Source organism: Alkalimonas amylolytica (genome assembly GCF_900107845.1).
Taxonomy (GTDB): Bacteria; Pseudomonadota; Gammaproteobacteria; order Enterobacterales; family Alteromonadaceae; genus Alkalimonas; species Alkalimonas amylolytica.
In genome coordinates this window covers 200,168-212,408 of record NZ_FNRM01000007.1, presented here as the reverse complement: position 1 = coordinate 212,408, position 12,241 = coordinate 200,168, and the positions used below count along the sequence as shown (strand labels likewise).

At 54.1% G+C, this 12,241-nt stretch carries 9 protein-coding genes and 1 tRNA gene; 2 read left to right on the top strand and 8 right to left on the bottom strand.

Going from position 1 to position 12,241, the window contains the following annotated elements:
• Positions 1 to 60 precede the first annotated feature (60 nt).
• The 7 genes from BLW37_RS14525 to mbhE form a co-directional block, all read right to left on the bottom strand.
• Positions 61 to 137 (bottom strand) — tRNA-Arg (locus tag BLW37_RS14525).
• Between the two features lie 87 nt (positions 138 to 224).
• A complete protein-coding gene (locus BLW37_RS14520) occupies positions 225 to 587 on the bottom strand; it encodes a Na+/H+ antiporter subunit G (RefSeq protein ID WP_091344121.1) in 363 nt (120 codons plus the stop codon).
• Positions 588 to 596: 9 nt separating this feature from the next.
• Positions 597 to 866: a K+/H+ antiporter subunit F gene (locus BLW37_RS14515; protein WP_091344119.1), complete on the bottom strand. Its 270-nt coding sequence runs from the start codon at positions 864 to 866 to the stop codon at positions 597 to 599.
• Entirely contained in the window at positions 860 to 1,369 is a 510-nt protein-coding gene (locus tag BLW37_RS14510; RefSeq protein WP_091344117.1) for a Na+/H+ antiporter subunit E, read from the bottom strand. Before BLW37_RS14510 ends, BLW37_RS14515 begins: the two co-directional genes overlap by 7 nt.
• Positions 1,366 to 2,865 (bottom strand): monovalent cation/H+ antiporter subunit D, encoded by a 1,500-nt coding sequence (locus BLW37_RS14505; RefSeq protein ID WP_091344115.1) that lies wholly within the window; start codon positions 2,863 to 2,865, stop codon positions 1,366 to 1,368. The genes BLW37_RS14510 and BLW37_RS14505 overlap by 4 nt, the downstream gene beginning before the upstream one ends.
• A gap of 2 nt (positions 2,866 to 2,867) precedes the next feature.
• Positions 2,868 to 3,206 (bottom strand): Na+/H+ antiporter subunit C, encoded by a 339-nt coding sequence (locus BLW37_RS14500; protein ID WP_091344113.1) that lies wholly within the window; start codon positions 3,204 to 3,206, stop codon positions 2,868 to 2,870.
• Positions 3,206 to 6,022 carry a hydrogen gas-evolving membrane-bound hydrogenase subunit E gene (gene mbhE, locus BLW37_RS14495; protein ID WP_091344111.1) on the bottom strand — a complete coding sequence of 939 codons (2,817 nt, stop codon included), beginning with the start codon at positions 6,020 to 6,022 and terminating at the stop codon, positions 3,206 to 3,208. The genes BLW37_RS14500 and mbhE overlap by 1 nt, the downstream gene beginning before the upstream one ends.
• A gap of 252 nt (positions 6,023 to 6,274) precedes the next feature.
• Between mbhE and BLW37_RS14490 the strand changes: the two genes are divergently transcribed.
• Both BLW37_RS14490 and BLW37_RS14485 read left to right on the top strand, forming a co-directional pair.
• Complete coding sequence (locus BLW37_RS14490; protein WP_091344110.1) at positions 6,275 to 8,221, top strand: ATP-binding protein; 1,947 nt, start codon at positions 6,275 to 6,277, stop codon at positions 8,219 to 8,221.
• Positions 8,222 to 8,357: 136 nt separating this feature from the next.
• Positions 8,358 to 10,529: a M3 family metallopeptidase gene (locus BLW37_RS14485; protein WP_091344108.1), complete on the top strand. Its 2,172-nt coding sequence runs from the start codon at positions 8,358 to 8,360 to the stop codon at positions 10,527 to 10,529.
• Positions 10,530 to 10,636: 107 nt separating this feature from the next.
• On the opposite strand, the gene pckA is transcribed toward BLW37_RS14485, so the two are convergent.
• Positions 10,637 to 12,235, bottom strand: coding sequence for a phosphoenolpyruvate carboxykinase (ATP) (gene pckA, locus BLW37_RS14480; protein WP_091344106.1), 1,599 nt, complete (start codon positions 12,233 to 12,235; stop codon positions 10,637 to 10,639).
• Positions 12,236 to 12,241 lie beyond the last annotated feature (6 nt).

The window sequence follows — 12,241 nt, the reverse complement described above, 5'->3', positions numbered from 1 at the left end:
GAGGTTCAAATCTGAGGGTACAACAAAACAAAAAACCGCCGAAATGGCGGTTGTTTGTTTTGGCGCACCCGTCAGGATTCGAACCTGAGACCTCTGCCTCCGGAGGGCAGCGCTCTATCCAGCTGAGCTACGGGTGCATCATGGGCTGCATGAATGCAGGCGCAGATTGTAGGGAATAACCGATGCTTTGTCCAGCGCTGTTGGCTGGCTTTGCAGCGGGATGCTTAATTTTCCGCCGATTGCTGCTCCGCACCATTGCCAACGGGCTTTGGCGGGTTTTGGGTGCCTTTCACCCAGGGCAGCTGCCGATGCAGAGCGGCCTTGGCCAGCATGTTGGCACTGACCGGCGCTGTGGTAAAAATAAAGGCGGTAATCAGCGCTTCTTGCATGCTAATGCCATCATGGAAAAAGGTAAACACTAAAAAAGAGCCAAACAAGGTGGCACCAACGCCAAGGGTACTGGCTTTGGTTGGGCCATGCAGCCGGCTGTAAATATCAGGCAGCCGTACCAGCCCCAGCGCGCCGATAAAAGCAATCAGGGCACCAAACACCAGACACAGGCTGATGATCAGTTCAACCAGAAACATCGCTACCTCCTATTCAATCAAGTCGCCGCGCAACAGGTAACGGGTTAGCGCTACCGTGCTGATGAACCCCATTAAGGCAATCAGCAAAGCGGCTTCAAACAGAATGTTGCTGCCCATCAGAATCCCGGTGAGCACGATAATGGCGATCAGGTTGATGGCCAGTGTATCCAGCGCCAGAATGCGATCGACAATGTCCGGTCCCCTTAACAGCCGGTACAGACAGAGCAAGATGGCAGCAGCAAACAGCAGCAGGGCGATATAAACCGCATAGGTTAGCATTGGAAGATCTCCTTTAACGGTTTTTCATAGCGCTCGGCGATCTCATGGATCAGCGCCGCTTCGTCTTTGAGGTGCAGTACATGCAGCAATAAAGTTTTTTTATCCCGGCTGATATGGGCTGATACCGTGCCCGGCGTGAGCGTGATGGTACTGGCCAGGATGGTGATGGCGAAATCGTCCCGCAGGCTTAGTGGGTAGCAAACAAAACCAGGCTGCAGCCGTTCCACCGGGCTGACGATTTGCCAAGCCACCAGTAAGTTGGAGCGGGCAATATCAACGGCGAAACGGCCGGCATAACGTAACATCAACAACGGATGATGCATGCTGGACTGCTCGATCCAAAATTGCTGGGTACTGAACGGAATGAGCCAGGCCAGGCCAAGGCCGAGCAGAATTTGTGACATGGCGATGCTTTCTACCATCAACAACCACAGCACCAGCAAAAAAGCGCTAAAACGGGGGTGCGGTAAAAGCTTACGTGGATGATGCGTTGAGTTTTTCATAGCCCGCCCCCCAGTGGAATAGCATGCAGATAACGTTCGGTGGTCAGGATCTGTGTGGCCGTGCTGGTAGCAAAGGTCATCAGGGGTTGGGCCAACACACTGAACAGTACACTCAGCGTCAGCAAACAGACCACCAGCGAGGTTGCGCTGGCCGGCGCTTTGGCTTGCAGTGGCTCCTGCTTACTTTGCCGCCATAACAGGGCACTGCCGGCCCGGCTCAGTGCCACAATAATCACCAGGCTCGACGCCAGCAACAGCGGCCAAAACACCGCATAGCCCCAAAAGCTGGTGACACTGCTCAGCAGCCAGACTTTGCTGATAAAGCCCGATAACGGCGGCAAGCCGGCAAAGGCAACGGCGGCTGTGAAAAACAAGGCGCCAAGCAGCACCGGATGCCGAACCCTGGCGCCGGTCACAAAGTAATCTCGTGGGCCGGGCCGGTAACGCTGCACCAGATCCGCCAGTAAGAAAAAGGTGGCGGTGAGCAGGGTGCTGTGGCACAGATACAACAAAGCTGAGGCCAGCGCCGGAATGCTGGCTTCCGCAATGGCCGCCATCAGAGTACCAACCGAGACAATCACCATCCAGGCGGTTAAACCGCGCAGGCTGCGGGCGCCCAAGGCACCGATAGCGCCAATCACCATGGTGGCCAGCGCCAGTGGCCATAACCATTGCCATAAACTAAGGTGGATGCCGTCCTCGCCGCCAAACACCAGATAAAACACCCGGATCATGGCGTAGATGCCAATTTTGGTCATCACCGCAAACAAGGCCGCCACCGGCGCGGCGGCAGCGGCATAGGCTCGCGGCAACCAGAACAACAGTGGCAACAAAGCCCCCTTGATGCCAAACACCACCAGCAACAGTGCGGCAGCCGCATGGATCAGGGGCCGGTCTGCAGCCGGTAATTGCTGCACTTTCACCGCCATATCAGCCATATTCAAGGTGCCGGTGATGCCGTACAAGACCCCAAGGGCTATCAGGAAAAACGCAGAGCCGACCAGGTTCATAATCACATAACGCAAACCGGCCCGGCTGCGCTCGCGGCCACCACCATGCAGCAGCAAAGCGTACGAGGCGATCAGCAGAATTTCAAAAAACACAAAGAGGTTAAACAGATCCCCGGTGAGCACAGCGCCGTTTAAACCGAGCAGCTGAAACTGAATTAAGGCATGAAAGTGCGCGCCTTTGCGATCATCTCCCACGCAGGCGTACAAGGTGCTGAACAAAGCCAGGCCCGCCAACAGCAGCAGCATCATAGCGCTCAGCTGATCCAGCACCAACACAATGCCAAAAGGCGGCTGCCAGTTGCCGAGCTGATAGAAAAAGTAATCGCCACTCAGCGCCTGCTGCATCAACAGCAGCGCCACCAGCAACTGGCCCAGAATGCTAAGCAGGCTTAAGGCCCGCTGCTGACGCATCGACAGGCCGTACAACAGCGTAAGCAGCGCACCGGCAAACAAGGGGATAAGCACAGGCAGTATCATCAGATGCATGGTCAGATGGGCTCCTCTTCCTTATCGACCCCATCCACATGGTCGTTGCGTAACTCCAGTGCTGAACGCAGCGCCAGCACCACCACAAAGGCAGTCATGGCGAAGCTAATCACAATGGCCGTAAGCACCAGTGCCTGTGGCAGCGGATCGGCATGCTGCTGTGCCGCACCTATCACTGCCGGCGCATTGCTGTGCAAACGCCCCATACTAAATAAAAACAAGTTGACGGCATGCGACAACATGGTCAGCCCCAACACCACCGAAAAGGTACGCGGCCGCAGCACCAGGTAGACACCACAGGTGGTTAACACGCCCAGCATCAGGGCCACCAAAACTTCCATCAGCCGATCTCCTTACCTGGGCCATGAATGGTCATCAGGCGGCCCATATTGGCCAGAATAAGCATGGTCGAGCCCACTACAGTGGCATAGACCCCAAGGTCAAACAGCAAGGCAGTTGCCAGCTCAAACTTTCCGATCACAGGCAGTTCGAAGTAGCTAAACCAGCTGGTCAGGAAGGGGTGATCAAACAGCAGGCTGCCAAGGCCAGTCAGGCCAGCAATCAACAAGCCAGCGCCGATCAGCGGCCGGAACTGAGTGAGCATCCGTACCTGGGCCCAGCGAATGCCGCAGGCCACGTATTGCAGGCTCAGCGCGGCTGCGGTAATCAGGCCGGCGATAAAGCCGCCACCTGGCAGGTTGTGGCCACGCAAAAAGATATAGGCCGATACCAGCAAGGCCATTGGCAGCAAAGGCCTGGCCAGAGTACGCAGGATCAGCGGGTAAGGCTGAGCATAGCCATGCCAGGCATCGATGTGCTCTGCACTGGGGCTATGGCCTTTTAAACGCAGGTTACGGGTTAAGGCAAATACCGCCAGCGCTGCAATGGCCAGTACCGCTATCTCGCCAAGGGTATCGAAGCCACGGAAATCCACCAGGATCACATTGACCACATTGCTGCCGCCACCACCCGGCACGCTGTTGGCTAAGAAGTAGTCGGAAATGCTCTGCTGCGGCCGCGTCATCACGGCAAAGCTCAGCACCGCCACGCCAATACCAGCGACTGTAGCTACCACGGCATCCCGCTTTGCCCGATAGCGAACTTTCTCTTGTGGCGAGCTTTGTGGCAAAAAAGACAGCGCCAGCATCATGATGAAAATCGCCATGACTTCGACCGAGAACTGAGTCAGCGCCAGATCCGGTGCCGAAAACCGCGCGAAACCAACCGTAATCAGCAGGCCGGTGGCACCGGTAAAGAGCAAAGCAATCAGGCGCTGCCGATGCAACACGGCCACTGAAATGGCCATCACCATCAACAGTATCAAGGCGCCAGCAGACATAGCGTCTACCGGCATCAGGGCAAGCTCACCGCGCCATTGCTGTAACTGCCACAGTGGCCAGCTGGTAAAGACCAACGCCGTTAACACCAGATAAATTACATAGCGCTGCAAGGAACCATTCTCAACCAGATGCACACCTTGCTGAGAACGCGCAATCAGCCACTGCATACGACTTTCAAAAATATCCTTAGCATCCACGGTTGGCAAAGCGGCGTGCCAGGCAAACAATGCCTTGCGGGCGCTGTACACCGCCAGACCACCGGCAAAGGTCAGCATAGAAATGGTGGTCAGCCAGGGGTGCTGCTGCAGGATCGCCAAATCGTAAGGGCTGAAATCGGTCGTCAGGGCGACATTGCCCTGTGCCGCCTGCACCACCGGCTGTACCAGTTGATGCAGCAGCACCTCGGGCCAAAAGCCAATCCACAGGCACAGCGCCGCAAAGCAAGCCAGCGGCAGGTAGACCCAGCCACTGATAGCCGGTAAAGGCCAGTTTGGAATATCCCGAGGTTTGCCATTGAAAAAGGTATTGTGAAACAACCGGATGGCATAACCGACCGAGAAAGCAGCACCCAGAATCGCCAGCGCCGGAATAAGCACAGCTAACCAACCTGAGTCGGTACTTTGAAAGCTCTCGACAATAAATAGCTTTTTACTGAAATAACCATTCAGGTACGGCAAACCAGCCATCGCGGCCGTAGGAATAAAGCTGAGCACAGCCAGCCATGGGTAATGCCACGCCAACCCATTGATTTGCCGTAGATCGCGGGTACCAGCGGCTTTATCAATACTGCCAGCCATCATAAAGAGCGGTGCTTTAAACAGGGCATGATTGATCAAATGGAACACTGCCACGGTCAGGGCGGCTTCGCTGCCATAGCCCAGTAGTAAGGTAATCAGACCGAGATGACTGATGGTGGAATACGCCAGCAGCCCCTTCATATCGTGCATAAAAATCGCCACGAAGGAGCCAACCAACAAGGTCATAAAGCCGATAGCCACCACCCAGTAGAACCAAACTTCGGCACCACTGAATACCGGGTAAAGCCGCATCATCAAAAAGATACCGGCTTTGACCATGGTGGCCGAGTGCAGATAGGCCGATACCGGTGTTGGCGCCGACATGGCATGCGGCAACCACAAATGAAAGGGAAACTGCGCCGATTTGGTAAAGACTCCCACTAAAAACAAACCGAGGATCCAAGGGAAAACACTGTGTTGCTGCAGCAGGGCTCGTTCAGCCAGAATATCACTGAGCTGGAAGCTGCCCACAATCGAGCCCATCAGCAAGATGGCCGCCAGCAACGCCAGGCCACCTCCGCCGGTAATAAACAACGACAAACGGGCGCCACGACGGGAAATCTGCTTCTGGCCATAAAAGCCAATCAATAAGAAAGAAATCAGGCTGGTCATTTCCCAGAACACCAGCATAAACAGCAGGTTCTCAGACAACACGATGCCAAGCATCGCCATCATAAAACCAAGGATCATGGCAAAAAAGCGCGGTGCATCCGGTTTACCGGCAAAATAATGGTGGGCATAGAAAATAACGCTGATGCCAATACCGCTGATTAACAGCGCAAACAGAGCCGCCAGCGCATCCAGCCGCAAGGAGACCGCCAGCCCAAGTGCCGGGATCCAATCGTAATGAAACAGCAATACCTGACCCGCCAGCACCGCTGGCAGTAACTGCAGCAACAGGTAAAAGATAATGGCCGGCGCCAGCAGTGCCGACACGACCGCAGCCCGCGGGGCATGACGCAGCACCAAAGGAGCCGGTAGGAAAAGGATGGGCAGCAGTAATATCAGTAATAAAGTCATGTCGAACCTAGTTCTGACAGAGGTTAGCCAGCTTCCAATCAAAAGCCGATTTCTGGATGGAAAGACAGCCATTTGGCCTGGCGGCGCCATTTTCCTGCATTCCTGCTTCAGGTTCAACCCTACCTTAGTTGGATTGTTAGCCATCTTTACATCTTTTTGGAGGTACTACCCCAGCAGGAGTATTTTCAGGCTTGTCTTTTCGAAGCGCTGCTGAACCGCTATGCTAAGGCGTAATCTTGCATCGGAGCCTGCATGGAACCCTCAGGAAAACTGCTGTCTTACTGGCAATGGCTGTTACTACTACTGTGTTTAGTGGCTTGCGTGCTGATTACCGAGAATTTGGTGCGGCAGGATGTTGCTTATGCCAAAGGCCAGCAGCTGGAACAGCAAGTGGCCAATGCCGGCCATCTACGTTCATTTCTGGAAACTGAGCTTAACCGGGCTTTGTACCTGACCTTTGGTTTATCCGCTTATGTGCAGGCCAATAAAGGTGAGGTCTCTGCTACTGAGTTTAATCTGCTGCTGCCAGAGCTGGTGGAGCTGGGGCAGTACATCCGTAATATTGGCGTCGCCCCCGGCAATAGGCTGACGTATGTCTACCCTCTTGAAGGCAACGAAGCCGCTGTTGGTCTTTATTACCCCGACCTGCCAGAACAATGGCCTGCAGTACAAGCGATTATCGAAAGCAGGAAAGCAAGGCTGGTAGGCCCGGTACAGCTGCTGCAGGGCGGTATTGGCTTTATTCACCGCTTACCGGTGTTTATTGACGACCAGTACTGGGGCATTATCAGCATCGTGGTGGACCCTACCGAACTATGGCACGAGCTGCAACTGATCATGGATCGCTATGGCATTGAAGCTGCACTGCGCACCCGGCTGGAGAATGGCCGTTTCAGTGAAAGCTTTGTTGGCAGTAATGCGCTGTTTTATGACGACAGTCTTTTGCTGGATGTCACCATTCGCGGCGCCAACTGGCAGTTGGCCATTCGCTCGAGCGATCCGCTCAAAGGCCGTACCACGGAAATCCGGCTGGTTGGTTACTCGGTGACCTTGCTGTTGTTTGCGCTGATTAGCTGGCTGACCTTTTCCCGCCAGCAACTGCAGCAATCCAGCCGTGAACTGCAGGTGCAACAACAGTATCTCAGTACGGTGATGGACAACGTGGCCGATGCCATCATCACCACCGATGTTCATGGTCATATTGAGCGCATTAACCAGGCAGCGGCTGATATTTTTGGCCTGAGCATGCAGCAGCTGGAAGGCGTGCACTGGTCGTCCCTGCTGGATGACCCACAACAGCAACACCAACTGCTGCTGGCCACCAACACCCCAAGTAAGGTCGCCAAAACCGAGGGACGCAACCGCTTCGATCAACCCTTCCCACTCGAGTTGTCTCGCTCTGAAATTGAGTTTAACCAGCTGATAAAAAACGTCATTTTATTGCGGGATATGACAGAGCGGCATAAAGTGGATCGTCTGAAAAATGAGTTTGTTTCCACCGTCAGCCACGAGCTACGCACACCGCTGACGGCTATTAATGGCAGCATTGGCTTGGTACTGGGCGGGGTGATGGGTTCGGTCAGTCCACAAGTGCAGCAATTGCTGCAAACGGCTTACGACAACTGCAATCAGCTCACCCACCTGATTAATGATTTGCTGGATATGGAACGGCTGGAAGCTGGCAAAATGCGCTTCCAGCTGCAACCTATCGTGCTGGTCGAGCTTATTGAGCAATGTTTGCAACAAAACCGGCCTTTGGCAGCTGAAAATCGACTGCAGCTGAAGCTGGAGACCAGGGAGCATGCCCTGCAGGTGCGGGCAGATCCGCTGCGATTGCAGCAGGTCATCACCAACTTGCTGTCCAATGCCATCAAATACGCACCGCGCGATAGCACTGTAGTGCTGCGGCTGAGTTTGGATGTGAACAAAGTCCGGCTTGACGTGATGGATCAGGGCCCGGGTGTGCCAGAACATTTTCAGCCCTCCCTGTTTCAGAAGTTCGCCCAGGCCGACAGCGCCGATAACAAGCTGCAGCAAGGTTCTGGCCTTGGCCTTGCCATTGCCCGCTCGCTGATGCTGGCAATGGATGGTGACATCGGGTACCAGCCGTTACAGCCCCATGGTAGCTGCTTTTATCTCACCATGCCGTTAAGCGGCTACGCTAAAAAAGCCGTTAACCTCGCGGCACCTGCTGATTGACGGTAAAACATGATTTCTGCCATTTTTTTTGGCATACTCGACCAGATCACCTGCTCGTCTTGTCGTGCATTCACGAACAGGTACCTTAAAAAATAAAACGATGCATTCACAGACTTCGTCCCGAAGGAGAACCATTATGCGCAAGACCCTAATTGCTACTGCAATTGGTGCAGCACTGGCTTTAAGTGCCTGCTCTGAACAACCAAGTACCCCAGCCGACTTATCTGCCGATACTGCTGTTGAAGCCATGGTAGATGTGATCAGCGATAATCCTTTCTTCCAGCCGTTTGCGTTGCAATACGAAGCCCCAGATTTTCGCTTGATTGATGACGCCCACTTTATTCCAGCCTTTGAAGAAGGCATGGCGCGTCACATGGCTGAAATCGAAGCCATCGCCAACAACCCGGAACCAGCGACCTTTGAAAACACCATTGTCGCCATGGAGCGCAGCGGTGACATGCTGACACGGGTATCACGGGTATTCTTTAACTTGTCAGGTACCGACAGCAATGAAAAGCGTCGGGAAATTGCCCGCGAACTGTCGCCTAAATTATCGGCTCACTCCGATAATATCAGCCTGAACCCGGCGTTGTTTGCCCGGGTAGAAGCCATTTACAACCAGCGCGAAAATCTGGGGCTGGATGCCGAATCGGCCCGTTTGCTGGATATTTCTTACGATCGCTTCGTACGCTCTGGTGCTACCTTAACCGAAGAGCAACAAGTGAAAATCCGCGCATTGAACGAAGAGCACTCCCGCCTGACCACCGAGTTTTCGCAAAAACAATTGCAAATCACCCGTGAAATCGCTGTGATTGTCGATAGTGCCGACGAGCTGGATGGTTTGTCTGAGAGTCAAATTCGTAGCGCTGCCAATGCCGCAACAGCTGCGGGCCATGAAGGCAAATACCTGCTCAGCATCACCAATACCACCCGCCAGCCAATTCTGACCTCACTGAACAACCGTGAACTGCGTCAGCGGGTGTGGGAGGCTTCAGCCTTCCGCGGTACTCAGGGTGACCATGATGTACGGCCTATCGTATCGCGCCTGGCGCAAATCCGCGCCGAGCGGGCCCAGTTGCTGGGCTACACCAACTGGGCTGAGTATCAGTTGGAAAATACCATGGCGCAAACATCACAAAATGTATTGGATATGCTGACCAGCATGGTACCGGCCGTGGTTGCCAATACCAAGCAGGAACAAGCCGACATTCAGGAAATGATCCGTCGTCACGGTGGCGATTTTGACGTGCAACCTTGGGACTGGGAATACTACGCCGAACTGGTGCGTCAGGAAAAATACGATCTGGATGAAAACGAAGTGAAGCAGTACTTCGAATTCAACCGCGTGCTACATGACGGCGCGTTCTACACCATGAACCGCCTGTACGGTATTCGTTTCGAGCCACGGCCAGATCTGCCGGTCTACCATCCGGATGTGGAAGCCTACGAGGTGTTTGATCACGACGGCACCAGCCTGGCGATTTTCTACGCCGACTACTTTGCCCGCGAAGGCAAACGTGGTGGTGCCTGGATGACTGCTTTTGTGACCCAATCGCACCTGCTTGGTTCTAAGCCGGTGGTGGTGAATGTGATGAACATTCCAAAGGCACCGGAAGGCGAGCCAACCCTGATCAGTTACGATCACACCACCACCATCTTCCATGAGCTGGGCCATGGTATCCACGGTATGTTCTCCAATGTGAAGTACCCGAGCCTGGCAGGTACTGCTGTATCACGTGACTTTGTAGAATTCCCGTCTACCTTTGAAGAAGATTGGGCCGCCCATCCGGAAGTACTGGCTAATTATGCCAAACACCATGAAACCGGTGAGCCTATCCCAGACGAGCTGCTGGAAAAAATCATGCAGTCACGCAGCTTCAACCAAGGCTTCGACACGCTGGAGTACATCGCTGCTTCCTTCCTGGATATGGAGTGGCATATGCTAAGCGCTGATGCCCCACTGCAGGATGTCGAGCAGTTCGAAGCCGCTGCGCTGGCAAAATACGGTGTTGATTTGCCTGCCGTCCCACCACGTTATAAGTCCACTTACTTTAATCACTCGATTGGCGGTGGTTACTCGGCGGGTTACTACGCCTACATGTGGAGTGAAATTCTGGCTGCCGATGCCTTTGCCTTCGTGCAAAGCCGTGGTGGCTTAACCCGTGAGAACGGTGATCACTACCGCAAAAACATACTGGAAGTGGGTAACACCCGGCCAACCATGGAATCCTACATTCAGTTCCGTGGCCAGGAACCAACCACCGACGCGCTGTTAATTCGTCGCGGATTGAAAACCCAGCTGGATTAATGGTTCTCAGCTAGCAAACGGCGCCTGAGGGCGCCGTTTTTTTGCCGCAACAGCAGGCATAAAAAAACGCAGCGACCAGGCTGCGTTTTTTTATTCTGCGCTAACGCTTACAACTGCGGGCCGGCAGCGACCAGGGCTTTGCCTTCGTCGTTGTCGGTGAATTTCTCGAAGTTGTTGATAAAACGCTGGGCCAAATCTTTGGCTTTGGTATCCCACTGGGCCGCATCGGCATAGGTGTTGCGTGGATCCAGAATGCCATCTTCCACATCGTGCAGATGCGTCGGCACGGCCAGATTAAAGTATGGCAACTGCATAAACTCAGCGTTTTCAATGCTGCCATCTAAAATGGCATCTATGATGGCACGGGTTGCCTTGATGGAGATCCGCTTGCCGGTACCATTCCAGCCGGTATTCACCAGGTAAGCTTCTGCACCGGCCGCTTCCATCCGCTTCACCAATACTTCGGCGTACTTGGTTGGGTGCAGGCTTAAAAAAGCCGCACCAAAGCAGCTGGAGAAGGTAGGTGTTGGCTCGGTAATGCCACGCTCGGTACCCGCCAGTTTGGCAGTAAAGCCAGACAGGAAGTGGTACTTGGTTTGTTCTTTGGTTAGCTTTGAAACCGGCGGCAAGACACCAAAGGCATCGGCCGTCAGGAAGATCACCTTCTTGGCATGACCGGCCTTGGATACAGGCTTGACGATGTTGTCGATGTGGTAAATCGGGTACGACACCCGGGTATTCTCGGTTTTCGAGCCATCGTCAAAATCAACGCTGCCATCGTCACGTACCGTGACGTTTTCCAGCAGGGCATCACGGCGAATGGCTTGGTAGATATCCGGTTCGTTTTCCTGCGACAGATTGATGGTTTTGGCGTAGCAGCCGCCTTCAAAGTTGAAGATGCCATCGTCGTCCCAGCCGTGCTCATCATCACCAATCAGCTTACGCTTCGGATCGGTTGACAGGGTGGTTTTGCCGGTACCGGATAAACCGAAGAACACCGCCACGTTGCCGTCTTCACAGACATTGGCTGAGCAATGCATCGAGGCAATGCCTTTCAGTGGCAGATAGTAGTTCATCAGTGAGAACATGCCTTTTTTCATCTCACCACCGTACCAGGTGCCACCAATCAGCTGGATGCGCTCGGTCAGATTAAAGGCAATAAAGTTCTCGGAGTTCAGGCCATGCTGCTGCCAGTTCGGGTTGGTGCACTTGGCACCGTTCATCACCACAAAGTCCGGCGTGTAATGTTTCAGTTCGTCGTCGCTTGGACGAATAAACATGTTCTTGACGAAATGCGCCTGCCAGGCCACTTCGGTGATAAAACGCACCGATAAGCGGGTGTCCGGGTTGGCACCGCAGAAGGTATCCACCACGAACAAACGCTTGCCAGACAGCTGCTGGGTAACCAGGCCTTTTAAATCGGCCCAGACTTCCGGCGAAATCGGCTTATTGTCGTTTTTGCCCTGATCAGCCCACCACAGTGTATCGCGGGTGGTGTCGTCACGGACGATGTATTTGTCTTTCGGGGAACGGCCGGTAAAGATACCGGTATCCACGGCTACGGCGCCCAGGGTGGTGACTTTCCCCTGCTCATAACCTTCGAGATCCGCACGCGTCTCTTCCGCAAACAACTGGTCGTAACTGGGGTTATATACGACTTCCGTGACATCGGTGATGCCGTATTGGCTCAGATCCAAATCGGACATGATGTA

What these genes read in the sequence shown, in the direction of transcription:
- BLW37_RS14510 (WP_091344117.1), bottom strand. Translation starts at nt 1,369, where the DNA reads ATGAAAAACTCAACGCATCATCCACGTAAGCTTTTACCGCACCCCCGT.
- BLW37_RS14515 (WP_091344119.1), bottom strand. Translation starts at nt 866, where the DNA reads ATGCTAACCTATGCGGTTTATATCGCCCTGCTGCTGTTTGCTGCTGCC.
- pckA (WP_091344106.1), bottom strand. Translation starts at nt 12,235, where the DNA reads ATGTCCGATTTGGATCTGAGCCAATACGGCATCACCGATGTCACGGAA.
- mbhE (WP_091344111.1), bottom strand. Translation starts at nt 6,022, where the DNA reads ATGACTTTATTACTGATATTACTGCTGCCCATCCTTTTCCTACCGGCT.
- BLW37_RS14500 (WP_091344113.1), bottom strand. Translation starts at nt 3,206, where the DNA reads ATGGAAGTTTTGGTGGCCCTGATGCTGGGCGTGTTAACCACCTGTGGT.
- BLW37_RS14505 (WP_091344115.1), bottom strand. Translation starts at nt 2,865, where the DNA reads ATGCATCTGATGATACTGCCTGTGCTTATCCCCTTGTTTGCCGGTGCG.
- BLW37_RS14490 (WP_091344110.1), top strand. Translation starts at nt 6,275, where the DNA reads ATGGAACCCTCAGGAAAACTGCTGTCTTACTGGCAATGGCTGTTACTA.
- BLW37_RS14520 (WP_091344121.1), bottom strand. Translation starts at nt 587, where the DNA reads ATGTTTCTGGTTGAACTGATCATCAGCCTGTGTCTGGTGTTTGGTGCC.
- BLW37_RS14485 (WP_091344108.1), top strand. Translation starts at nt 8,358, where the DNA reads ATGCGCAAGACCCTAATTGCTACTGCAATTGGTGCAGCACTGGCTTTA.